20 protein-coding genes, 1 tRNA gene and 2 pseudogenes are annotated in these 22599 nt (G+C 42.4%); 11 read left to right on the top strand and 12 right to left on the bottom strand.

From position 1 onward, the window contains the following. Both Q4A73_RS07335 and Q4A73_RS02745 read right to left on the bottom strand, forming a co-directional pair. A partial coding sequence (locus tag Q4A73_RS07335) for a type II secretion system protein (protein ID WP_368492644.1) occupies positions 1-140 on the bottom strand: 140 nt, incomplete at its 3' end. Further along, positions 124-1335 (bottom strand): hypothetical protein, encoded by a 1212-nt coding sequence (locus Q4A73_RS02745; protein ID WP_303205905.1) that lies wholly within the window; start codon positions 1333-1335, stop codon positions 124-126. The genes Q4A73_RS07335 and Q4A73_RS02745, both read right to left, overlap by 17 nt. 87 nt (positions 1336-1422) lie before the next feature. Between Q4A73_RS02745 and Q4A73_RS02740 the strand changes: the two genes are divergently transcribed. Together Q4A73_RS02740 and Q4A73_RS02735 are read left to right on the top strand one after the other, a co-directional pair. After that, positions 1423-2013: a PepSY domain-containing protein gene (locus tag Q4A73_RS02740; RefSeq protein WP_303205907.1), complete on the top strand. Its 591-nt coding sequence runs from the start codon at positions 1423-1425 to the stop codon at positions 2011-2013. Positions 2014-2068: 55 nt separating this feature from the next. Further along, positions 2069-2159 (top strand) — tRNA-Ser (locus tag Q4A73_RS02735). Between the two features lie 1191 nt (positions 2160-3350). On the opposite strand, the pseudogene Q4A73_RS02730 reads toward Q4A73_RS02735, so the two are convergent. The 4 genes and pseudogenes from Q4A73_RS02730 to Q4A73_RS02715 all read right to left on the bottom strand — a co-directional run. Beyond that, a pseudogene (locus Q4A73_RS02730) lies at positions 3351-4151 on the bottom strand (methionine ABC transporter permease); the annotation flags it as partial. Next, entirely contained in the window at positions 4151-5158 is a 1008-nt protein-coding gene (locus tag Q4A73_RS02725; RefSeq protein ID WP_303205904.1) for a methionine ABC transporter ATP-binding protein, read from the bottom strand. The gene Q4A73_RS02725 and the pseudogene Q4A73_RS02730, both read right to left, overlap by 1 nt. A 1-nt stretch (position 5159) precedes the next feature. Further along, the gene (locus tag Q4A73_RS02720; RefSeq protein ID WP_303205903.1) at positions 5160-7772 is read right to left on the bottom strand and encodes a valine--tRNA ligase; all 2613 of its coding nucleotides are present in this window, start codon (positions 7770-7772) and stop codon (positions 5160-5162) included. A gap of 21 nt (positions 7773-7793) precedes the next feature. Continuing rightward, positions 7794-8762, bottom strand: coding sequence for a hypothetical protein (locus tag Q4A73_RS02715; protein ID WP_303205902.1), 969 nt, complete (start codon positions 8760-8762; stop codon positions 7794-7796). Positions 8763-8872: 110 nt separating this feature from the next. Between Q4A73_RS02715 and Q4A73_RS02710 the strand changes: the two genes are divergently transcribed. Both Q4A73_RS02710 and tpx read left to right on the top strand, forming a co-directional pair. Continuing rightward, the gene (locus Q4A73_RS02710; protein WP_303205901.1) at positions 8873-10882 is read left to right on the top strand and encodes an ATP-dependent helicase; all 2010 of its coding nucleotides are present in this window, start codon (positions 8873-8875) and stop codon (positions 10880-10882) included. A gap of 69 nt (positions 10883-10951) precedes the next feature. Further along, the gene (gene tpx, locus Q4A73_RS02705; RefSeq protein ID WP_303205900.1) at positions 10952-11479 is read left to right on the top strand and encodes a thiol peroxidase; all 528 of its coding nucleotides are present in this window, start codon (positions 10952-10954) and stop codon (positions 11477-11479) included. A 9-nt stretch (positions 11480-11488) separates the two neighbouring features. Here the strand turns inward: tpx and rpoD are convergent, their stop codons facing one another. Beyond that, positions 11489-13360, bottom strand: a complete 1872-nt coding sequence (gene rpoD / locus Q4A73_RS02700; protein ID WP_303205899.1) for an RNA polymerase sigma factor RpoD — start codon at positions 13358-13360, stop codon at positions 11489-11491. 165 nt (positions 13361-13525) lie between these two features. Here rpoD and Q4A73_RS02695 point away from each other — a divergent pair, with 165 nt between their 5' ends. Next, complete coding sequence (locus Q4A73_RS02695) at positions 13526-14116, top strand: YigZ family protein (RefSeq protein ID WP_303205898.1); 591 nt, start codon at positions 13526-13528, stop codon at positions 14114-14116. Here Q4A73_RS02695 and Q4A73_RS02690 read toward each other — a convergent pair. From Q4A73_RS02690 to Q4A73_RS02670, 5 genes are all read right to left on the bottom strand, one after another. Then, positions 14113-14445 carry a hypothetical protein gene (locus Q4A73_RS02690; protein ID WP_289234055.1) on the bottom strand — a complete coding sequence of 111 codons (333 nt, stop codon included), beginning with the start codon at positions 14443-14445 and terminating at the stop codon, positions 14113-14115. The genes Q4A73_RS02695 and Q4A73_RS02690 overlap by 4 nt on opposite strands. Position 14446: 1 nt before the next feature. Continuing rightward, positions 14447-16015, bottom strand: coding sequence for an ABC-F family ATP-binding cassette domain-containing protein (locus Q4A73_RS02685; protein ID WP_303205897.1), 1569 nt, complete (start codon positions 16013-16015; stop codon positions 14447-14449). Positions 16016-16108: 93 nt separating this feature from the next. Next, complete coding sequence (locus Q4A73_RS02680; RefSeq protein WP_303205896.1) at positions 16109-16591, bottom strand: hypothetical protein; 483 nt, start codon at positions 16589-16591, stop codon at positions 16109-16111. Further along, on the bottom strand, positions 16584-16757 hold the full coding sequence (locus tag Q4A73_RS02675) for a hypothetical protein (protein ID WP_303205895.1): 174 nt from the start codon (positions 16755-16757) through the stop codon (positions 16584-16586). Before Q4A73_RS02675 ends, Q4A73_RS02680 begins: the two co-directional genes overlap by 8 nt. A gap of 25 nt (positions 16758-16782) precedes the next feature. Continuing rightward, the gene (locus Q4A73_RS02670) at positions 16783-17070 is read right to left on the bottom strand and encodes a hypothetical protein (RefSeq protein ID WP_303205894.1); all 288 of its coding nucleotides are present in this window, start codon (positions 17068-17070) and stop codon (positions 16783-16785) included. 171 nt (positions 17071-17241) lie between these two features. Between Q4A73_RS02670 and Q4A73_RS02665 the strand changes: the two are divergent. The 6 genes and pseudogenes from Q4A73_RS02665 to Q4A73_RS02640 all read left to right on the top strand — a co-directional run. Beyond that, positions 17242-17337, top strand: a pseudogene (locus Q4A73_RS02665) (transcriptional regulator); the annotation flags it as partial. A 37-nt stretch (positions 17338-17374) separates the two neighbouring features. Beyond that, positions 17375-17554, top strand: coding sequence for a methyl-accepting chemotaxis protein (locus Q4A73_RS02660; RefSeq protein WP_303205893.1), 180 nt, complete (start codon positions 17375-17377; stop codon positions 17552-17554). Positions 17555-17607: 53 nt separating this feature from the next. Beyond that, on the top strand, positions 17608-18915 hold the full coding sequence (gene selA / locus Q4A73_RS02655; protein ID WP_303205892.1) for an L-seryl-tRNA(Sec) selenium transferase: 1308 nt from the start codon (positions 17608-17610) through the stop codon (positions 18913-18915). Continuing rightward, entirely contained in the window at positions 18912-20726 is a 1815-nt protein-coding gene (locus Q4A73_RS02650; protein ID WP_303205891.1) for a selenocysteine-specific translation elongation factor, read from the top strand. The genes selA and Q4A73_RS02650 overlap by 4 nt, the downstream gene beginning before the upstream one ends. Positions 20727-20769: 43 nt before the next feature. Further along, the gene (locus Q4A73_RS02645) at positions 20770-21483 is read left to right on the top strand and encodes a thioredoxin fold domain-containing protein (RefSeq protein ID WP_303205890.1); all 714 of its coding nucleotides are present in this window, start codon (positions 20770-20772) and stop codon (positions 21481-21483) included. Positions 21484-21657: 174 nt separating this feature from the next. Next, positions 21658-22599 carry a hypothetical protein gene (locus tag Q4A73_RS02640; protein ID WP_303205889.1) on the top strand — a complete coding sequence of 314 codons (942 nt, stop codon included), beginning with the start codon at positions 21658-21660 and terminating at the stop codon, positions 22597-22599.

The raw sequence follows: 22599 nt of genomic DNA, 5'->3' as shown, positions 1-22599 counted from the left end.
GTGTATCGCAGGTCGTTGAGTATGGCCGCTGCGGCCTCTGAGGGCTTATTGTTTGTGAAGTGGAAATGCAAAACGCTAGCCATCACTCCAAAAATGCTCATCACTATCGCTAGCTCCAAAAGGCTAAAGGCTTTTTTCATGGGATTTGACCTGATAAATTTTTTCGTGTTTGCCAAATTTTAGCCGGATAACTTTGCCCGTAGCGCTGGGTTTATCGCTCGAATTTATGGGGCTGAGATAAAAAACATCGCTGTCTTTGATGCCGTAAAATTTTAGCCTTTTTTGTAAATTTTTAGCCACTCTTAGTTCGCTGATGCCGTTTTTTTTAAGCTCCTGACTTAGTTCTTTGGCGAGGTGATAATGGTGGGCAAAATGTGTTGTGGGCTTGTCAATGAAATGATATAAAAGCTGATTGTTCATGATCACAACATAGCAAACGAGTAGAAAAATTCCAGCGCACTCCATAAAAATCCTGTATTTTAGCCTGAATTTGGGCAAACGGACGCGGTAGCTTTGCATCAGGGTCCTAACCAACAAGGGGGTGCCAATGACGCAAAAGGGCAGAAAATCCTCCAAAAAAAGCCTCTGGCGCAGGGAAAGCAGGGAGCAAAAAATGAAAGTGGTGCCCATCAAAAACCAAAGCGCAGGCCTGTCTTTTTGAAAGGCTAGGCGATAAATCACATAGAGAAAATAGAGAAAAATTAAGGGCGAAAAACAGGCGGCAAAAATGCCTAAAGTGTCCAAAAAATGCCCACTGGGACGCCCGCCCGTATCAAAGCCGTGGTGGGCTAAATTTAGGGAAAAAAGCAGGAGGGAAAGGAGGCTGAGGAGGGGGTTTTTTTGGTAAATTCCAAACAAAAAAAAGGCTAAAAAAAGCATGATGAAGGATTTATCCGCGAAAAAAGCCAGAATCAAAAGTGCGTAAAACAGCCATTTTTTGCCGTATTCGTGAGCGCAGAATATGCAAAGGGTCAGGAAGATCACGGGGCCTGCTTCATTGACAAGTAGGGCGCTGGCGATGGTGCCGGGCAAAAGGATGAAGAGCAGGAGGGCTAGAATTCTATCGCTTTTGGTTTTGGTCATTTTTGCGGCGAGTAGGAGGAGCAGGAGACAGCTTAAGAGGTGGAAAAAAACGAAGGGTAGGCGCAGGGCGAGGTCGTTTTGCCCGAAAAGAAGGGTGCTAAAGTGGGTCAGATGGTAAAGTAGCCCCTCCTTGCCGAAGTAAATTTCGGCCTCGCTTTGGCTGATGCTTAGGGTGGAAATCCCAAAAAAGAGGGCGACTGAGTCCAGTGCGAGCAGTAGGATGATGATTGTTCGTGCGTGCCTTTCGATCATGGGGTGATTTTAGCACTTTAAATTTATAACTTGCTTTTGCATTGTGATGGCTTGAATTTCACTTTAGCTTCACATAAAGGCTTTAAAATCCCTTCATATTTCACTTCAAGGAGCAAGGCGATGAACAAATTTTTTCGACAAATGCATATTTATACCAGTCTTTTTTTCTTACCCGTTGCTTTTTTGTTTGCGTTGACGGGCTTGGCCTACATTTTTGGCTTCAATCAAGACACGGGCATCAAAAAAGAGAGCCTTACGATGCAAAAAAATATCCCTCCCGGTCAGGAGGGCGAGGAGCTTGTGAAATTTTTAAAGGAAAATGGGCTCAAAATTCCAAACGATACCGAGCTGAAAAAGGGGCGGGGCGGGGGCGATGATGTCCCGCTCACTATGGGGGGTGTGCATTATAGTGTGAGCATGATGGATAAAGGAAATGGTAGCTATGAGGTCGTGCTCAAAACCAGAAGCCTGCTGGGCGATATGATCATGCTTCATAAGGATAAGGGGAAGTGGTATTTTTCCATCCTTGCGGTGGGCTTTGGGGTGGTTTTATTTTTGCTTTATCTTTCGGGGCTGATGATGACCCTGTTTGCTAGCAAGAGGGATAGGGGTAGGCAATTGGCTATCTTAGCCTTGGGCTTTTTCGTGACTCTGGCTTTGGCTTATTTGAGTTTGTAGGGTCCAGTTTTAAGCTTGAAATTATGTATTTTTCATATAATCAAGCCTTTATTTTGGACAGATGGGTGAGCGGCTGAAACCACACCCCTGCTAAGGGTGCAGATCTCAAACGGGTCTCGAGGGTTCAAATCCCTCTCTGTCCGCCACTTTTCTCCCTTGATGCTTCGTTTTGAATTTGTTTTAAAAATAAAGGTTTTGTGGAGATTTAAGCAGTGTTGTGAAATAGCTGCAAAGAATAATGATAATTTGAGGACTCTGAGTGTATTTTTAGTATTGTTATTATGGGTGAAAGATTATTGGAGCCGATGCGACCGTGTTTTTGCAAGATAAAGCTTGATTTTTGGCGAACTCGAGTGCATTATAGCGCAAGATGCAAATGAGATCATTTTTTCTTTTTGATAAGTTAAATTAAAAAATATTTTTATACGAAATTTGATTGAAGCGATTATATTGTTTTTTTATTCTTGTTTGAATGGGAGTTAGTTTTTGACTTAGAATAAAATTTCCATTTTTAAGAATGGAATTTTTAGTGCTTAAGATTTAATTTTAAAATTTTAATTTTTTAAGTTTATGAAAGCGGTGCGGATTTTGACCAGAAAAGAGATCGAAATATTTCTTATTTTATTTCATCTTTGTAACTGGAGAATGTGAGGCATCGCGATGATGCGAGAAGTTTCAGTGTGAAATTGCGAAAGTCAAATAAAAAATATATTGATGTTTTTGCAGTTTTAAGGTTTTGTTGCAAAAAATTTTAATTGATGAAAAAATTTGACAATTTAATTTTGTGATTTGATAAATGTATTTGCTCTAATTTTTTGGCGATACAAACTTTTTTAATTGATTTTATGAGAATGTTTTAATGTATTTTAAATTATCACTTGTTTTTTAAAATAACTCCCAAATCACACAATATTCATTAAAGAGACTGTTTTTTGCATTACTGATGAATTAAAATCATTGACGAAGTTAAAAAATTGATCGAGTGAATTTTTAAAAAATTAAAAGATATTATCAAAAAGCTGATTCATATATTAAATTTATTCTAAATTCATTAGAAAATCTATGTTTGGGGACATAGAAAGCTCGAGTTGTTTTAAAGAAGTGCCTGAAATCAAAATTGTTTTTCACCACAGAAGAGCCTTTATATCCATCATGCAAATCAATAGCAAATTCTCAAGCTAAAACCAATAATCTTAAATGAGATAAATTTTTTAAGTTAGTTTATGTGTCATTTTGACGCCATTTTAGAAGAGTATGAGACAAATTTATACATTAGATTGATGAGCTACCTTTTTTAAATGAATCAATCACAATTCCACATTACTATGACAACAAAAATCAAAAACCAATTTCAATAAAACCAACCCAACCAAGCTCAAAACAATGAGCATTTCTCTGCAATTTTTCGCCCAAGCGTAAAAGATATTGCCCAAAATTTGCACAATCTGCACCATGATCAGCAGGATGATGACCGTTTGTATCATTATCACAGTGTCAAAGCGCTCATAGCCGTAGCGGATGGCCACATCCCCGAGCCCCCCCCCGCCTATGGTTCCTGCTAGTGCTGAAAAGCCTATCGTAAAAATGAGGGTTAGCGTGAGTCCACTGATGATGTTGGGTAGGGCCTCGACGAAGATGACTTTAAAAATAATTTGAAAATCGCTTGCTCCGTAGGATTTTGCCGCCTCGATGACACCCCTATCGATCTCCTTAAAGGCGCCCTCAAGCATCTTCGCCAAATAGGGCGCTATCCCTATGGCTAGGGGCGTAATGATAGCGCTTGTGCCTATGCTTGTGCCGACTATGATTTTTGACAAGGGCAAAAGCACGATGATGAGTATGAGAAAGGGAAAGGCGCGTAAAATATTTGTGATAAAGTCCAAAGCAGCGTAAGCCACGGGATTTTCTTTGAGCCCACCGCGTCCCCAGATTGTGAGTAAAATCCCCGGCACAATCGCCAATAAAAATCCTACAAAAACAGACATCAAGCTCATATAAATCGTCTCGTTTAAAGCCTGTTTTAAAATATTTTCATAGTTTTGTCCAAAATTTAATAGCGAGTTGATGCAGGTTTCTTCGATCTCCTGCCACGAAACGCTAGCGATGAATTCCGCCACACGGTTGAAAAATCCACCCATCAAACCACCTCCCACAAAACGCCATGCTCTTCAAGACAAGCAAGAATTCTATCCTTATCCTTAGGATTGATGTTGATCACCAAATTCCCTAGGGCAGCATTATTGAGCTTTTCTATCTTTCCCCACACGATGTTAAAATCAATATCCAAGCTCCTCGCCATATGCGTGATAACGCTATTTTGCGCCACCTCCTTAGGAAAATAAAGCTTGACATTCAGCCCCGTATCCGGCAAAAAATCACTCTCGCCTAAAAATTCCCTCATTTTCGCATTCGGCTTTAAAAACAGCGCATCGATCTTGCCACCACCTATGATTTTACCATGCTCCAAAAGAACGACCTTTTGCGCTATTTCCTTGACCACATCCATCTCGTGCGTTACCAAAACCACGCTGATGCCAAGTTCTTTATTGATTTTTGAAATGAGCTCTAAAATATTTTTAGTCGTGTTGGGATCCAGCGCCGAAGTCGCCTCATCACTGAGTAAAATTTTAGGATTGAGTGCTAGGGCACGAGCGATGGCAACCCTTTGTTTTTGCCCCCCACTCAGCTCTCTGGGAGAGGATTTTGCCTTATGACTGAGCCCCACAATGTCTAAAAGCTCGCCGATCCTTTTTTTGATGGCATCCTCGCTCATATAGTCTTTTTGAAAGAGCTTGGAGTGGATTTTGCACTGCGTGTAGTGAATTCTTAGCGGCATCGCGATGTTTTCAAAGACATTTTTCCGCTCCATCAGGGCAAAATTTTGAAAAATCATCCCCATATCTTTTCTCAAATTTCTAAGCTCTTTGGGCTTGTTTTGGATCAAATTTTTGATTTCTTGACCGAAGACTTCCAGCCTACCATCCTGATAGTTTTCAAGCCCATTGATGCACCTAAGAAGCGTGGATTTACCCGCCCCGCTATGCCCGACAATGGCGTAAATTTCACCCTTTTTCACCTCCAAAGAAACCCCATCGATGACCAAATCTTTGCCGTAATATTTCTTTAAATTTTCTATTTTGATCAAATCATCCCCTTAAATTTGCAAGCTCAGTTTCTATCTTTTCAAGCCGAATTTCCAAAGCGCCAAGAGCCTCTTCGTTTTGCGCTATGACCTCCTTAGGAGCCTTGGCTACAAATTTTTCATTACTCAGCATGGCGACGAGCTTGGCTTTTTCTTTTTCCAGTTTGCTCTTTTGATTTTCAAGCCTCGCTAAGATCACGCTCAGGTCTATATTATCAAGCTTTATGTGAATTTCTAGGTTTTCACTCACATCGCAGAGGGATTTTGCGGGTCTTTGTCGGATGAATTCCACGCTTTCGCATTTTGAAAGGAGGGTGATGAAATTTTGATAAGGGGCGATCCTTTCCTCAAAATGCTCATTGTTGAATTTAATAAAGGCCTTTTGAATCTTAGAATTTCCCAAATCCATCAGGCTTTTGGCACGGCGCAAACTCACGATACTCTCAATCAAAAGGGCAAAAATTTGCTCAATCTCCCCATCCCCATCCCCACACTTTGGATAGGCACTTATCATAATGGACGGGCTGCTTTCAAGCTCACTTTTGCTGAGTTTGTGGTAGAGATACTCGCTGATAAAGGGCATGAAGGGATGCAAAAGCTTAAGCGCTTCTTTGAAAATGCTGCCAAGCTCACCCACGCTGCCCTTATCCGCCTTACTAAGCTCTATCCCCCAGTCGCAAAAATCGTCCCAGAAAAATTTATACAAAACATTGGCCGCGTCATTGAAGCGATAGTTGTCCAAATTCTCCCGTGTTTGCCTTATGCAGTTCATAAATTTCGCGTGGATGTAGCGTCCCGGACCACTTTGGACCTGAAGCCCCTCCAAATCTTCAAATTTTTCTTGATTCAAAAGCAAATAATTCGCCCCGTTGTAAAGCTTATTGGTAAAATTTCTCACCTGCAAAAGCTTATCATCGCTGAGTTTTATATCCCGTCCTTGCACGGCAAGCAGGGCTAGAGCAAAGCGCAAAATATCCGCACTATACTCCTCAATGCAAGCACTAGGATCGATGACATTGCCAAGGCTCTTGCTCATCTTTCGCCCTTGCGCGTCTTTGACCAAAGCGTGCAAATAAATGTGCTTGAAGGGTAAATTTTCTAGGGCGTTCGTGCTTAAAAATTGCATCCTAGCCACCCAGAAAAACAAAATATCAAAGCCCGTTATCAGCAGGGAATTGGGATAAAAATTTTCCAAATCCCCCTCAAACCAAAGCTCGTTTTTGCCCCATTCTTCATTGCCCCAGCCAAGCGGACTCATCGCCCAAAGCCCCGAGCTAAACCAAGTATCAAGCACATCCTCATCCTGCTTGAAATTCCCACCCTGACACTTCGGGCAGTGGGAGGGAGTGCCCTCGTCTGCCCATTCTGCCCCGCACTCGCAGTAATAAACGGGGATCTGATGCCCCCACCAAAGCTGCCTTGAAATACACCAGTCCTTGAGATCCCTCATCCAAGCGTTGAAGCTATTGATCCAGTGGCTTGGGTAGAATTTCCCACCGCCTGCGGCTATTTTTTCGATGCTTTTTTGGGCGATTTCTTTTTTGACGAACCATTGCTTGGAAATGTAGGGCTCGACGATGTTATCACAGCGATAGCAATAGCCCACTTGATGATCATGATCTTCTATTTTTTCAATGAAGCCCAGATTGCAAAGCTTTTCCACAATCTTACCCCTAGCCTCAAGCCTTTCTATGCCCTCAAATTCAAGGCATCGCTCGTTTAAAATGCCCCTCTCATCAAAAACGCAAATGAAGTCCAAGCCATGCCTTAGCCCCACCTCGTAGTCGTTCATATCGTGAGCGGGGGTTACCTTGACCACGCCCGTGCCAAAGTCCTTATCCACGCTCGCATCAGCGATGATTTTTATCGCCCTATTGCAAAGGGGCAGGAGCACCTCCTTGCCGATGAAATTTTGATAGCGCGCGTCTTTGGGATGCACCATCACAGCGCTATCGCCAAAAAAGGTCTCAGGCCTTGTCGTGGCTACGATGAGGGCCTCATCGCTATCTTTTAGGGGGTATTTGATGTGGTAGAGTTTGCCTTTGTTTTCTTTATACTCCACCTCGATATCACTCAGGGCGCCATCGTGAGTGCACCAATTGATGATGTAATCGCCCCGCACGATGAATTTTTTTTCATAAAGCTCCACAAAGGCTTTTTTAACGGCATTTGCTAGCCCCTCATCCATAGTAAAACGAAGCCTTGACCAAGCAGGTGTGATGCCAAGGGCGCGCATCTGCTCTAAAATTTTACCGCCGCTTTGATTTTTCCACTCCCAAACCTTCTCTATGAATTTTTCCCTGCCCAGATCTTCTTTTTTGATACCCTGCGCTAAAAGCTGCTTTTCCACCACATTTTGCGTAGCGATGCCAGCGTGATCAAGCCCGGGCTGATAAAGAGTTTTGTAGCCGTCCATTCTCTTGTAGCGCGTCATGATGTCTTGCAGGGTGAAGGTCAGCGCGTGTCCTATGTGTAAAACACCCGTGACATTGGGCGGGGGCATCATGATGCAAAAATGCTTACCCTCCTTTTGCAAGGTCCTATTCGCATCAGGCTCAAAATAGCCTCTCTCCTCACAAAGTCGATAATATCTTTGCTCTATGCCCTTATCATACATGAGAACTCTCTAAATTTGAGCCTATTTTTTGCCTGCGGTGCTGATTTCGATGATTTCACAAAAAGGAAAGAAATACTGAGCGGTTTCAAGCCCCTTTTTGAGACCCTTAATATGCTTTGAAAAATCACTGCCCTTCGCATCTTCTTCAACCTTAAAGGCGATGCGCTCTATGACTTCCTCTCTTTTGATGTTGGAATTTAGGCTTTCTGGATCGCTAAGATGGGGAGCGATCTGCCCGATGTCAATGTGCTTGTAAGACTTTTTCATGTTGGAAAAAATGATGTCCTTGTTGTAAATGCTTATGTTCATTTCATTTTTTGGCAGCATCTGGATGAAAACGCTTAAATTATAGTCTTTTGAGCGCAGCTGAATGGGCTCTAGCATATCCTTCAAAAGCCCGATCCTATACTCACTCAAAGCCTTGCCATCCATCACATAAACCTTAATCGTCTCAGAGCTGAGCTCAGGTTCAAGGCGACCATCCTTGCCCCTTTGCTGGTATTCTTTAATGGTGCTGAGTGCGGTTTTTTGTTTGTTTTGTTTATCGCTTTGCCTCTTCTCTTGCTTTTTCTCTTCTTTTTTCACCTCTTTGGTGGTCGGCCTTTCTGCCTTTTCTTCATTGGAAATTTTAGCTTTAGGAGGCGGCGGGGCCTGGTTGATATTGTCTTGCGTGTCCTCTCTCGCAGCAGTTTGCATAGGGGTCTGCACAGGGGCCTGACTTTGCGCCGTATTGTTTTCATCATTTTGCGGTGCGATGACAGAATTTGAAACCCCCCCATCAAAACGACCGCTTGCGTTGGTTGAATTTTCTCCAAATGATGGCTCGCTGAATGCCTGAGTGCTGGATGGGTTTGAATTTTGCGCGTGGTTTTGGATCGCCTGGCGTGTTTGTGTTTTAGGGTATTCAAAAAGATAGTAATAAGTCCCGCCCAATGCCACAATCAAAGCAACAAGTATGCCAACCAGTATAGAAAAAACCTTCACATTCATCCATAATCCTTACGCGGGAATTTTCAAACGAGGCCGCATTCTACTACAAGAAGGTTAAAATTTCATTTTTTAAACAATTTTTTTTATAATCCCAAATTTTAAGGATCCTCATGCCACTTTCCCAACTCAACAAAGAGCAATATTTAGCGGCCACAGCGGACTTTGGGCACAATCTCATCATCGCTAGCGCTGGCACGGGCAAAACCTCCACCATAGTAGCTAGGATTGCGCATTTGCTGGAGCGGGGAGTTGGGGCCGAGAAAATCCTGCTCCTGACCTTCACCAACAAAGCGAGCAAAGAAATGATCGCTAGGCTGGGTCGTTATTTTGACTCAAAAATCACAGGCAAAATTCTGGCCGGCACCTTTCACAGCACGGCTTATACTTTGCTGAAAAAAAACAATCACAACATCACCCTCAAACAGGCCGGCGAACTGAAAACCCTCTTAAAAAGCGTGTATGAAAAAAGAAATTTCAGGCATTTGGACGATTTAGAGCCTTACAAATCAAGCTTTTTATACGATGTGTATTCTTTATTTCAAAATAAAACAAGGGGGCAGGATTTTCACGCGTGGTTTTGTGAAAATTACGACACTCACAGCATTTACGCCGCCATTTACGAGGACATACTCAGGGAGTATGAGGAGGAAAAAAAACGCTTCAATTATGTGGATTTTAACGATTTGCTTATCAATCTTAAAGAGCTTTTAAAAACGCAAAAATATGAATTTGAGGAAATTTTAGTGGACGAATATCAAGACACCAACGCCCTTCAAAGCTCGCTGATTGAGGCTTTTGGGAGTAAAAGCTTGTTTTGCGTGGGGGATTATGATCAAAGCATTTACGCCTTCAACGGCGCGGATATTAATATTATCGGTGGTTTCAAACATCGCTTCAAGGACGCTAAAATTTTTTCTCTCAACAAAAACTACCGTTCATCCTCAAGCATCTTAGCCCTCGCAAACAAGGTCATTTCAAACAACGAAAGGCTTTATCCCAAAGAGCTCATCGTAACGCGAAAGGACGAATTCAAGCCGCCGACTCTGCTCGTTTTTGACGAGCTTTTTGCGCAGTATCAAAACATCGCCAAAATGATACTTGCAAGCGGCGTGGACTGGGAGGAGGTGGCGGTGATTTTTCGCAACAATTCCAGCGCGGACGGGATGGAGGTGGCTCTGAGGGAACGGGGGATTTCTTGCGTGAGGAGGGGGAGTGGGAGCTTTTTTGAGAGCCTAGAGGTTAAGGCTTTTTGCGCGTTTTTAGCCCTTGTGGTTAATCCTAAGGATATCATGGCCTTCATCCATTTGATGGGACACACTAAGGGCGTGGGCGGGGTTTTGGCCAAGGAAATTTTTGACACGCTTTTGAGGCTTGGTGGGGGGAGTTTGGCGAGAGGATTTTTAGAGCCTGATGGGGAGATGGGGCTGCAAATTTGCGAAAAAAGAAAGATGCAACTGGGGCTTTTTGCGGATTTGGAGGAATTTTCTTCCGCCGATCGCTTCAAGCTTGAGAGCGATTTTAGTGGCCATCCTATACTTTCTTTGGCTAAAATCAACGAATCTTGCGCGAAAAATTTGGAGCAAATTTATTTATTTTTAAAAAAACTTGACCCCTCAAAACACCCGCTAGAGCTTGTGGATTCCATCATCAATAATCCGCTTTTTAGGGAGCTTTGCGAGGAATTTGCCAGCAAAAAGGCCGTCAATAAGGCTGGGCAATTGGACCTGCTAAAAAAGAGCGAAAACTTAGAAAAAATAGCATCGAGGATGGCGACTTTGAAAAATATGACTAAGGATTATGGCGATATTTATAAATATTACAATTTTCTCACCCTAGGCGCTAACGAGCTCAGTCGTGGCAAGGGGGTGAATTTGTTAAGCATCCACGCGAGCAAGGGCTTGGAATTTGAGCTGGTTTTTGTGGTAGATCTGGCGCAAAATCGCTTTCCTAACAAAAAGCTGATGGGCGCTGGGGGGAGTTTGGAGGAGGAGAGGCGGCTTTTTTATGTGGCAGTTACAAGGGCGAAAAACAGTCTTTATCTTTCTTATGCCAAATACGACAATCATAAAAAAATCCACTATCAACCCTCTTGCTTTTTAACCGAAGCGGGACTTTGTTAAAAAAAATGTTAACTTTTAATTGTTAGCATTTTTTACGGAATGAGAATTTCAATATTTTAAGGAGATGAAATGTCGGTAACCTTTAAAGGAAATGCCGTGAGGCTTAAGGGGAATTCGGTTGCGCTGGGTGAGGTAGCGCCTAAGCTTAGTTTAAAGGCTAAGGATTTGAGTGCGGTTGAGATTGCAAAGGAGGGCAGGGTGCAGATTGTTTTGACCGTGCCAAGCCTTGACACGCCTGTTTGTGCGAGTGAGGCGAGGGAATTCAACCAAAAAATCGCAAGCTATAATGGCGCGGAAGTGGTGGTTGTGAGTATGGATTTGCCTTTTGCGATGGGGAGATTTTGCAGCACGGAAAATATTGACAATATAACCGTGGCAAGCGATTTTGTCTCTAAAGAATTTGGAGAAAAATACGGCGTTTTGATTGCCGATGGTGCTTTAGAGGGGCTTTTGGCAAGGGCTGTTTTTGTGATCAAGGATGGCAAAATCGCATACAAGGAGCTTGTGAGCGAAATCACGCAAATGCCAGATATCGCAAAGCTTGATGCATTTTTTGCTGAAAAGTCGAGTTGTTGCGGCGGATGTGGCTGCCACTAGGCTTGAGGGCTACTTCCAGCCCTCGATGTAGTTTTTAAGTTTTCTGCCCACTTTTGGGTGCTTGAGTTTTTTAATCGCTGAGCTTTCTATTTGACGCACCCTTTCTCGGGTTACATTGAGCTCCTTGCCGATTTCTTCGAGAGTTCTGTCGCTTTCATCCTCAAGCAGTCCAAAACGCATACGAATGACCGCTTTTTCCCTGTCATTGAGCTGATCAAGCACCTCATCAATCTGCTCTTTCAAGTCATCTTTTAGGATGTTATCCATAGGCGAAAGCGAGCTTTTATCCTCTACAAAATCGCCAAATCGACCATCGTCCTCATTGCCTATGGGTGCTTCCAGCGAGATGGGCTCTTTTGTGATTTTGACCACTTGCTTAACCTTATCGACACTAAGTCCCATTTCTGCGGCGATGACATCGACATCGGGCTCTTTGCCGCTTTTTTGCAAATGCTCTCTGATGATTTTGTTGATTTGATTGATCGTTTCTATCATGTGGATAGGAATTCTAATCGTCCTTGCCTGATCGGCAATGGCTCTTGAAATCGCCTGCCTTATCCACCAAGTCGCATAGGTAGAAAATTTATACCCCCTCTTGTATTCAAATTTATCCACAGCCTTCATCAGTCCGATGTTGCCCTCCTGGATGAGATCCAAGAAGGGCAAACCCCTATTTGTATAGCGTTTGGCTATGCTAACGACAAGGCGCAAATTGGATCGCGCCATTCTGGCCTTGGACTCATCGGAGATTTTTTTACCCCTTTTGATTTGCTCTAAAATTTCTTTGAGACGACTTTTTTTCAAATCAAAGCTTTTTTTGCTCGCCTCTTTGGTTTGAAAGAGCTTTTTGATCTCCATGTAGGTACTCACCATAGTCGTTTCTATCGCAAGCTCCGCAATCTCCTCCTTACTGAGCTTTGTTATGTTTTTTAAAATATCTGCGTGCCTTTTTTTAAGCTCATCAGAAAACATCGGCAAGCGATACTCCAAGCGCTTCAGTTCTTTGTTGAATTCATCATCACTCTTAAGCGCGGTTTCTATGGATTTGACGATTTCGCTGATGAGCTTTGAGGTGGGGCCCAAATCCATCAACTTTTCTTTAAGAATATTTTTCTTAAAAGCGATGCTAAGTTTGTTCAAAATTTCATCACTATTTCCTGTATCTTTGGTAACTTTAAGCCACTCTTTTTTCGCCTTTTCTAGGGCCTTAAATTTTTCCACTACCTTCAGAGTGCGCTCATCCTCTTTTTTACTGGTCTTTTTTGCTTTTTTATCTTCCGTGCTTTCTCCCTCGGCCCCATCATTGCCCTCATTATCCTCCTCAAGCTCTATATCTTCAAGCTTCTCTTCGCTCTTTTCCTCATCGTCAAAGCTTTTAAAAAGTTCTTTCACGCGTCTTTCGCGGTTAATTAGAGGCTCTTTATAATCCAAAATAAAGTCGATCAAATAAGGCACAGAGCAGAAAGCATCGATGATAATATCCTCTCCGAGCTCGATTTTTTTAGAAATTTCCACCTCTTCATCTTTATTCAGCAAAGAAATTTGCCCCATTTCCCTCAAATACATGCGCACAGGCGAGTCCGAGCGACTCCACTCCAGCAAGTCATTTTCATTAGCAAGGTCAAATTCCTTCTCCAGGCTCACATCTTGCAGCTTTTGCTTTTCTTCTTGGAGTCTTTTTTCATCCTCGATATTTTGCATTTGCGCGATTTCTGCTGCCGAAAAAAGCTTCACCTTATATTTTTTAACCAAAGAGCCAATTTTTTTTGCCGTGCTTGAATTTGGCTGCTTTTGGATATATTTAACCAATTTTTCATAGGTGAGATAATCGTTCCTATTCTCCCTAAACAATTCTTCAAGTTCTAAATTTTTAGCATCCACGAATTACCCTTTTTTAAATCAATAAAATACATTCCGCCAAACTTAATTAATTTTTAGATTTTAATTTGTTGATAAATTGTCACAAAAGTCAACATAAAATTTTACATCTCCTAAATCGTATTTTAGAAAAAATTTTTCATAATTTTTTTAGATTATAATTATTTAATGCAAACCCTCACTGAAATTTACACCGCAAAAATCGAGGTCAAAAAGTCCGCCTTCATCGCCACGCTTTGTCCCTTTAGTGCCTTTAAAACTGAGCTTAAGAGGCTAAAAATAGAACACCCCAAGGCCGCGCATTTTGTCCATGCCCTACGCTACCGCAACGCTCTCAAACAAATCATCGAGGATAAAAGCGATGATGGCGAGCCTAAGGGCACCTCAGCTCTGCCCTGCCTCAATGTCCTAAGGGGCAAGGAGCTCGTGGATGTGGGGCTCATCGTGGTGCGCTATTTTGGCGGGGTGAAGCTCGGCACTGGAGGCCTCGTAAAAGCCTACACCGCAGCGGCTAATGCGGCCTTGAAGGAGGCGAATTTTCACGCCGTGAAAGAAACGATAACCCTCCACGCTCGCCTTCAAAATCTAGCCCAAATTGAACATTTTTTGCAAAAAAACGCCCCAGAATACACAAAAAAATTCGTAGAAAATGCGGTCCTCATCGGCGTCTTTTGCGATGCGGGAGAAAGAATGCGCCTTGAAAATTTCTGCAAGGCCTTTAATCCTCAACATCTGCGCCTAGAATTGGGCAAATTTTAATCCCCGTGCGTTGGCAAATGCTCAGGCTCGATTTCGTTGTTTTTGATAAATTCCTCCTTCGCCCTCTGACAGCGCTCATCGCGTAGCTTTCGATACTCACTACGGATTTTGATTTCCTTTTGGCTCAAGGGTCGCTCCTCCATGAAGGAGATGTGAAAATAGGTATCATCACTCTTAGAATGCGCCTCGTAAAAATCGATGTAGTCAAAATAGTCCTTGTGCGTTTGGTAAAGCACCACTTCCTCGATGTAAATGGTCGGTCCAAAGCCCTTGTGATTTTGCGTGTTGTGCCCAAAACCTGCTGCGTATTTGATCCTGTAAGTGTACATTTTACTCTCCTAAAAATTCCTCATAAGTCCCGCGAAAATCACGCAACTTTCCTCCGTCTAAATGCCAGATGCGATTGGCAAAAGCGCTCACAAGCTCCCTATCGTGCGTGATGCAAAGTGCTACGCCCTTAAAATTGTGCAAAGCCTCGCCCAGGGCAATGATGCTTTCTAAATCCAAATGATTATCCGGCTCATCCAAAAGCAAAAAATTCCCCCGCTCAAGCATCAGGCGAGAGAGCATCAGGCGATGCTTTTCTCCCCCGCTTAAACTTCCCGCATTTTTTTCCTGATCTGCGCCACTAAAAAGCATTCTACCTAAACACTTGCGAATTAAGTCTAAATCCTTAAATTTTTCACTCATCAGCCATTCGTAAAGTTTCACATCTCCACAAATGAGACGACTCGTATCCTGCGGAAAATACCCAAGCTCAATGGTCGCACCCAAATGCACTAAGCCACTATCAGCCTTTAACGCTCCAGCGATGATTTTAGCCAAAGTGCTTTTACCCACGCCGTTTGCACCGATAAGGGCGATTTTATCCCCCTTTTCGATTTTAAGCTCCAAATTTGAAAACAAGGCCACATCATAAGCCTTGCTAATGCCCTTAAATTCTAGCACCTCGTTGCCAATTTCCCGCCCCGGACGAAAGACAATGCTAGGGTCGCGTCTGCTGGAGATTTTAATCTCCTCTAGCTCTAATTTTTCCAAAGCCTTCGCCCTACTTGTGGCCTGCCTTGCCTTAGAAGCGTTCGCGGAAAATCGGCGTATGAAATTTTCTAGCTCCTCGCGCTCTTTTAGAGTTTTATCGCGCTTAAGCTCAGCTTGCCTAGCCAAAAGCGTAGAAGCCATATACCAGTCGTCATAATTGCCCGCAAAATCGCGAATTTGCTTAAAATCCACATCCAAAATTCGCGTGCAAATTTTATTGAGAAAATGCCTATCGTGGCTGATCACCACAAGGGTCCCCTCGTGGCGCAAAAGCTCATTTTCAAGCCAAGAAATCGCCTCTAAGTCAAGGTTATTGGTCGGCTCGTCCAAAAACAGCACATCCGCGCCCAAAAATAGCACCTGTGCCAATAAAACCTTAAATTTATCCGCACTTTGTAGGCTACTCATTAAAGCATTAAAATCCTTGATTTTTAAAGAGCTTAAAATTTTCTCACACCTCGTTTCGCAGTCGTAGTTGGGGTCCTCTTCTGCGCAAACCATCTCAAGCTCACCCAAGCGCTCATTGATGGCGTCTGTAAATTCCTCGCTCAAATAAAGCTTTTCTTTTTCCTTCAAGGCCTCGTAAAGCCTCTTGTTTGCGCACATCACGGCATCTTTTACTGTGTAATTTTCAAAGGCGAACTGATCCTGCCCCAAAACCGCCACGCGCAAACCCTCATCGATGCAAATTTCACCGCTATTTGCTTCAAGCTCGCCTGAGAGAATTTTTAAAAAAGTGCTTTTGCCAGCGCCGTTCGCACCGATGAGCCCGTATCGCTGCCCCCTAACAAGCTTTAAATTTACATTTTCAAACAAGAGCTGATTGGCAAAGCGCATCGTGAGATTTTTAACTTCGACCATAATTTTCCTTAGAATTTTTGAAGTATTGTAGCGAAAAGCTTTTAATAAAGAAGAAAGGTTTAAACTAAGTCAAACCTAAAAAAAAGTGTCATATTAAAGACAAGCTTTAATTGCCTCGTAAAGCTCTTTAGAAGTCTGTTTGATGTGTTGCTCCATTTTTTTGTGTAAAAATCCCCCATTTTCATCATAAAATTCACCTTTGGTTAGACTTTTAAATTCTCTAATCTTAGTTTGAGTATTTTGCCTTAAGCATTCTTTTATAAAATCGCAAGTTTTACCACTTGTGCGATGTGCCACCACCAAAACATCAAAGCACTTAATGCCTTGCTCTAAAGCTTCTTTGCTTAGCAACTCAAATTGATTTACAAGCTCTAAATCAACATCACCAACCGAGCAAAAAGCTACATATTTACCATCAAATTCCACTATGGCTACAAAATCGCCTTTTTCATAATATTTAAAATATTTCACTAAAAATTTATTTTCTAAAGTGCGTAAAAATGCACGAGAAATACTTGCAGTCTTTCCTGTGTTAGCTGCACCTTGAAGTGTAATTAACGCGTTAAATTTAATCATTGCTTTTTCCTTTCTCATCTTTATTTTCTATATCCCGTATCAAACCCATAATTTGATAAAAATTGTAATTATAAGCTAAATCATCAGCTTTTGCAAAATCCCAAATCCATAAAATTACAATTAAAATTTTTAAACCAATTAAAAGTGCGCCTCCTCCAAAAAGCATAAATACACCAACTAATGAATCGGAATCAGAATGAATGTCCACACTTTGAATCATAATCTTTGGAACAATAAGCATAGCAACCAAAAGAAATATTCTTTTGCCCAGTCATAAATCTAGCAATTCCAAAAGCACCAAAAAAAAATGTAAGAATTTTTAATTTTGATGCCTCTTTTAAATTTAGTTTATCCATCCTGCTATCAAATTGCTTTAATTGTTCACTAGAAAATTTATCAAGCTTTCGCTCAACCAAATTTAACTCATAATCATCGCCAATAGCCCACGCAGTGTTTGCCATCACATCTACTTTATTCATAGAAAAACTCCTTTCTTAAAAAAATGAAATGGAATTGTTCCACTAATTTAGCCTATAAAATATTGAAATATTAAATATATTTTTAATAAAACATTGATTATTTCAAGTGTTTTTAATAAAGAATTTTTAATGTAAAATCAGCCTAAAGCATTTAAAAATTTAAGGTAGCTTATGGCGAAAAAAAGCAAACGCGATATGGCGTATCATTTGGGTGTTGATGTTAGCACTTTATATAATTGGAAAAAATACAAGCCAAACCTTTATCGAAGCCAATTTCAATGTCCTAGTCCAAGGGGTCAATGACATGAGCGAGAGCATCAAGGAGCAAACGCAGGGCATAAGCCAAATCAACGAGGCCATCGCCCAGTTAGAATCCGTAACGCAACAAAGCGTCGAAGCGGTCAGTCATTCTCAAGAAATCAGTCTCAAGGTCAATGCGATGGTCGATGAAATCAAGGCTGAGATTAAAAAGAAGCAATTTTAACTGCGTTAAAAATTCTGCACTAAAATCTTTTGCAGATCTTCTAAGGCTCTATAATGAATGAAAACTTCCGCTTCACGCCCATCCAAAAACTGCTTCAAAACGAGGCCTTAAAGCCTTACCCGCACCTTTTGAAGGTGCATTTTGCCAGAGCCATTGTCGCACAATGCCGCAAAAATAAGGAATTCTTGGATGAAAACGCCTTGATTTTGAGGATTCAAGACGCGCTTTTAAAATTTGACCGCAGGGATTTTCAAAGCCTCATCAACGCTACGGGCGTGATTTTACACACCAATCTGGGCCGCAGCCTCATCGACAAACAAAGCTTTGAAGCCTGCAAAAATTTGCTCTGCTCCTACTCCAACCTAGAATTTGATCTCAAAAGCGGCAAAAGAGGCTCACGCTATGGCGTGGTGCTTGAGAAACTTAAAATTCTCTTTGACTGCGAGGACGCCCTCATCGTCAATAACAACGCAGCGGCGGTATTTTTGGTGCTCAATTCCCTAGCTCGTGATGCCGAGCTCATCACTTCAAAGGGCGAGCTTGTCGAAATCGGCGGGGGCTTTAGGATGAGCGAGGTGATAAGGGCAGCAGGCAGCAGGCTCATCGAGGTGGGCACGAGCAATAAAACGCATCTTGAAGACTATGCCAAGGCCCTGAGTGAAAGCACGGCTTTGATTTTAAAAACGCACAAATCAAATTTCACCCTCGCGGGCTTTCATGGTGAGGTCGGCATTGAGGATTTGGGCGCTCTGGCTCGCAAGAGGGGGCTTTGGTGCTATTATGATTTGGGCTCTGGCTGGTGCGGAAAGCTAGAATCTAGCCTTGCAAAAAACGAGCCTGAAATCAAAAAAGTCCTCAAGCATTGCGATGTTTTAAGCTTCAGCGGCGATAAGCTTTTTGGCTCTGTGCAAGCAGGCATCATCCTAGGCAAGAGCGCCCTCATCGATAAAATGCGGCAAAATCAGCTTTTGAGGATGCTACGCGTGGATAAAATCACCCTAGCCTTTTTGAACGAAAGCCTCAGGGCCTATTTGGAAAAATCCTACGCGAAAATTCCCACCCTGAAGCTTTTAAACGATGATTTAGCAGCGGTCAAAAAAAAGGCCCTTTGGGCACAAGCTAGGCTTAAGATCACAAGCGCGCTAAAAACCAGCCGCTCCTTAGTCGGCGCGGGCTCGATGCCGGGTAAAAGCCTACCCACAGCCGTTTTGGCGCTTGAGGGCGAGGCGCTTTGCTTGCAGGAGAGAATGCGGGAAAAAAACATCATCGCGCGCGTGGAGGATGGGAGGGCGGTTTTGGACTTTCGCAGTGTTTTGGAGGAGGAGCTAGAAAGCCTTGTGGGTGGGATTAACGCGCTATGAAAACCCTCATCATCGGCACCGCAGGGCACATAGACCACGGCAAAACCTCGCTCATTAAGGCGCTCAATGGCTTTGAAGGCGACACGCTCAAGGAGGAAAAAGAAAGGCAAATCACCCTGAAACTCAGTTTTTCAAATTTAAGCAGGGGGGGGGTGAATTTAGCCTTCATCGATGTGCCGGGGCATAAGGATTTGCTCAAAACGATGATAAGCGGCGCCTTTGGCTTCAACGCCTCCTTATTCGTAGTGGATATTAATGAGGGCTTGAGGGCGCAGAGTTTGGAGCATTTGATGGTGCTGCAAATTTTGGGAGTGCGAAGGATCATTTTGGTTTTGAGCAAGTGCGATTTGTGCGAAAATTTAAAGCAAAAAAGCGAGGAAATTTTAGAGCAAATGGGGGCTTTAAAAATGGAGCCTTGCAAAATTTTTCACACCAGCACCCTCACAAAAATGGGCATTGAGGATCTGAAAGAATTTCTCTTTGGCCTACCTTTTGGCCTAGCTTTGCAGGGACTGGACGAGGGGCAAATTTTCAGGCTTTACATTGATAGGGTCTTTTCGCTCAAGGGTGTGGGGACTATCGTTACGGGCAGCTTGAACGAGGGAGAAATCATCAGGGGCGAAAAAATCATCTGCCCGGATAGCGGCGAGGAAATGCGGGTGAAAAACATCCAAAGCTTTGAGAAAAATTTAAGCCACATCCGGGCCCCAGGTCGTGTGGCCCTGAACTTGAATTGCGATTACAAGAAGCTTCAAGCGGGCTTTTTGCTGAGTAAAAAAGGCTTTTTTAGGGGCTTTTTGGAGTGTGATGTCCTGCTCTATGCGAAGGATGTGAGGGATCAAAAATTCATTTTTTGCGTGGGGAGTAGGCAGCTTGAGACGGAGCTTCGTGTGCTTGAAAAATGCGCCGATGGGGAATTTTTTGCGCATTTGCGTTTTAAAAAAAAGCTTTTTTTGGGCTTTAATGAGGCCTTTATCTTGCTTGAAAATGGGCGCGTTTTTTGCGGCGGGAGGGTTTTAAACCCCGTGAGTGAGCCGCTCAAAAGGGACAAAAAAATCAAGCTTTTGGGTCTTTTGAGGGAAAAAAATTTCCCCGCTGCCTTTGACCTTCTCAAAAACGCGCACAAACGCGGCTTTGGGCTGCTTTCAAGCTATCAAAGATTTGGCCTCAAGCATGAAAAAGCCTTAGAATTGGCTAAAAATTTAAAAGGGGCCTTTGTGGATGAAAAGGGGCTTAATGTCTACGCGCTAGATGCCCTTGATGTGCTGCAAAAATGGGTCGATTCTGTGCTGGCAAAAAATCCTCACGCGATGATCGCGCCTCAATCCATGTCCCTGCGCATCCCTTGGGCGAGTGAGGGGCTTTGTGGCTTTGCTTTAAAACGGATGGATCTAGCCTGTGAGCGGGGTGTGTATTTTAAAAAGGGCTTGAATTTACAATCTTTGCAGGATGAGGGTCTTGCTAAACTTTATGAAATCCTTAAAAATCAAGCCCTAACCCCCGATGCGCCCTATAATCTCTATGAGAATTTAGAGCTGGATAGAAAAAGCGGCGATGTCCTGCTTAAAAAACTCACAAAAAAGGGCTTGGTGGTGCGTCTGGCGCATAATCTTTTCGTGGAAAAAAGCGCTCTTGAAAATTTAAAGCAAGAACTGCTTTTGTGGCTTGAAAAACAAAGCCTTGATGTGCAAATTCTCAAGCAGAAATTTCGGCTTTCTAGAAAATATGCCATCGCTTATTTGGAGTATCTTGACCTTGATGAAAGGGTGGTGAAAATAAAGGATAGTCGCTTTTTGAAAGCAAAAATTTAATGTGGGACTATAAAATTATAGAAATTTTTTCAGGGAGTGGATGATGAAGAAGATCGGTCTTGTTTTGGGACTTTGCGGGGCATTATTTGCGGCGAGCGATGCGGAGCTTTTGGAGTTTTACTCAAGCACGATCAAGGCGCAGTTTCCTGACGCTAAAATCAGCATAAAAGAAAGAAAAAAGGTCGGCGATACGGGCTTTGAGAGCGTGATCATAGGCATAGAGGTGGATGGGAATAAGCGGGAGGAAATTCTTTTCACAAAAGATAACATCATCGTGCCGGATGTTATTGATTTGAAGGCTAGGATTTCTTACAGGCAGGATTTTGAGGTCAAAAAATTCCAAAAAGCGAGGGAAAATTTTGCTAAAAATGCCAAGAGCGCGGTGCAAAAAGAGAGGATGATCATCAGCTTGGGGGACAAAAACAAGCCTAAAATTTATGTGTTTTCAGACCCTGAGTGTCCCTACTGTAGGGAGCAGATGGCAAACATAAAAAATATGCTTAAGACTAAGCAAATTCATTTCATCCTCACTCCAGTCGCGCACGGAAAAAGCGCTTTTGAAAAGGCGGCTCTCATCTACAAAGAAAGCAAGAGCGCTAAAACGGACGAGGAAAAAATCGCTATTTTGAATAAGTATTTTGATAAAAACATTAAGGATTATCCTAAGGTCAGCGAGGCGGAGGTGAAGGAAATTTTCGAGCTTTACCGCAAATATCGCTCTTTGGGGCTCATCGCGACACCGACCGCTATAGAATAGCAGGTGGGGCGGTGGCTTTCGCTTTTGTGGCAGCCTGCGGATGTGTGTCGATGCGAACGCGATAAAATGCGAACGGGCCAAAGGTGCTTGGTTGTTTGCAGAGGAATTTATCGGGACGGCAAAAGGATGCTGGCTTTTTGAAGAAAACGTAAAATCACTGGGCGATAGGATTTGATGGTGGAAATTTTGTTGATTTTAAGCTTGATTTTTGAACTTTTGGCTCTCGCGCTGAGTTTGTATTTTAGCAATGCGAGGATTTTTTTCCTCACTCTAGCCCTGCTTGGAGCAAAAATCCCCTATCTTTTCACAAGCGTTTTGCAAGCGCATTTGTTCGTTTCTTTATTTTTACCCTTTGTTTTTTTGATATTTTTTCTCAAAAAATTCCCCGCAAAAATTTTTGACAGGGCCAATCTTAGCGCCATTTTATTGCTTGCTTTTATGGGCATTTTAGTTCTCATTTTGCCGCAAAATACGCATTTTGTCAGCGCTGCTTTGAATTTTGAAATTTTTAATTTTTTTGAAACGATTAATGAGCTTGGTTTCATCATCTTTCTTTCAAGCGGGTTATTTTTAGGCCTGAAGGCGCTTAGAAACCTTGAATTTTATCCCATTGTGGCCCTTGTGGGGATGTATGTTAATTTTTTGTTTGAAAAAACTTGGGAAATAAAATACTACGAATTTGCAAGTGCTGTTTTTTGTTTTTATCTTTTACAAAATGCTTACAAAGCGTTATTTTACGATGCCTTGACAAAACTACCCAATCAAAAAAAGCTTGAATTTTTTCTAAAAAACAAAGAAAGTTACACCCTAGCCCTTCTGCATTTTTGCGAGCTTCAATCCACAAAAGAATCTTATAAAAAGCTGATTTTAAAGCAAATCGCCAAAATTCTTAAGCGTTTTAGATGTCAAATTTTTATTTTAAATGATGATTTCATTCTCGTTTTCAAGGACAAAAACGCCGCACTGCATCATCTTGCCTATTTGGAATCCACGCTTAAAAACACTCATTTAAGCCTAGAAGGGGAGGAATTTAAGCCTGATTTTAAAATCGCATGGCAGGAAAACGAGGGTGGATTGATGCAGAATTTAACGAGCCTTAAAAAACAAATTTTTTAA

This window comes from Campylobacter sp. (genome assembly GCF_030528245.1).
Lineage (GTDB): Bacteria > Campylobacterota > Campylobacteria > Campylobacterales > Campylobacteraceae > Campylobacter_D.
Note: the sequence above shows the minus strand (reverse complement) of the source record. Positions and strands in the feature narration are given on the sequence as shown.

Excerpts from the sequence above, each read along its gene's own strand:
- Q4A73_RS02660 (WP_303205893.1), top strand. The coding sequence starts at position 17,375 with ATGAGCGAGAGCATCAAGGAGCAAACGCAGGGCATAAGCCAAATCAAC.
- selA (WP_303205892.1), top strand. The coding sequence starts at position 17,608 with ATGAATGAAAACTTCCGCTTCACGCCCATCCAAAAACTGCTTCAAAAC.
- Q4A73_RS02720 (WP_303205903.1), bottom strand. The coding sequence starts at position 7,772 with ATGTATGATAAGGGCATAGAGCAAAGATATTATCGACTTTGTGAGGAG.
- Q4A73_RS02680 (WP_303205896.1), bottom strand. The coding sequence starts at position 16,591 with ATGATTAAATTTAACGCGTTAATTACACTTCAAGGTGCAGCTAACACA.
- Q4A73_RS02745 (WP_303205905.1), bottom strand. The coding sequence starts at position 1,335 with ATGATCGAAAGGCACGCACGAACAATCATCATCCTACTGCTCGCACTG.
- Q4A73_RS02710 (WP_303205901.1), top strand. The coding sequence starts at position 8,873 with ATGCCACTTTCCCAACTCAACAAAGAGCAATATTTAGCGGCCACAGCG.
- Q4A73_RS02675 (WP_303205895.1), bottom strand. The coding sequence starts at position 16,757 with ATGCTTTTTGGAGGAGGCGCACTTTTAATTGGTTTAAAAATTTTAATT.
- Q4A73_RS02640 (WP_303205889.1), top strand. The coding sequence starts at position 21,658 with ATGGTGGAAATTTTGTTGATTTTAAGCTTGATTTTTGAACTTTTGGCT.
- Q4A73_RS02670 (WP_303205894.1), bottom strand. The coding sequence starts at position 17,070 with ATGAATAAAGTAGATGTGATGGCAAACACTGCGTGGGCTATTGGCGAT.
- Q4A73_RS02650 (WP_303205891.1), top strand. The coding sequence starts at position 18,912 with ATGAAAACCCTCATCATCGGCACCGCAGGGCACATAGACCACGGCAAA.
- tpx (WP_303205900.1), top strand. The coding sequence starts at position 10,952 with ATGTCGGTAACCTTTAAAGGAAATGCCGTGAGGCTTAAGGGGAATTCG.
- Q4A73_RS02715 (WP_303205902.1), bottom strand. The coding sequence starts at position 8,762 with ATGAATGTGAAGGTTTTTTCTATACTGGTTGGCATACTTGTTGCTTTG.
- Q4A73_RS02685 (WP_303205897.1), bottom strand. The coding sequence starts at position 16,015 with ATGGTCGAAGTTAAAAATCTCACGATGCGCTTTGCCAATCAGCTCTTG.
- Q4A73_RS02695 (WP_303205898.1), top strand. The coding sequence starts at position 13,526 with ATGCAAACCCTCACTGAAATTTACACCGCAAAAATCGAGGTCAAAAAG.
- Q4A73_RS02690 (WP_289234055.1), bottom strand. The coding sequence starts at position 14,445 with ATGTACACTTACAGGATCAAATACGCAGCAGGTTTTGGGCACAACACG.
- Q4A73_RS02645 (WP_303205890.1), top strand. The coding sequence starts at position 20,770 with ATGAAGAAGATCGGTCTTGTTTTGGGACTTTGCGGGGCATTATTTGCG.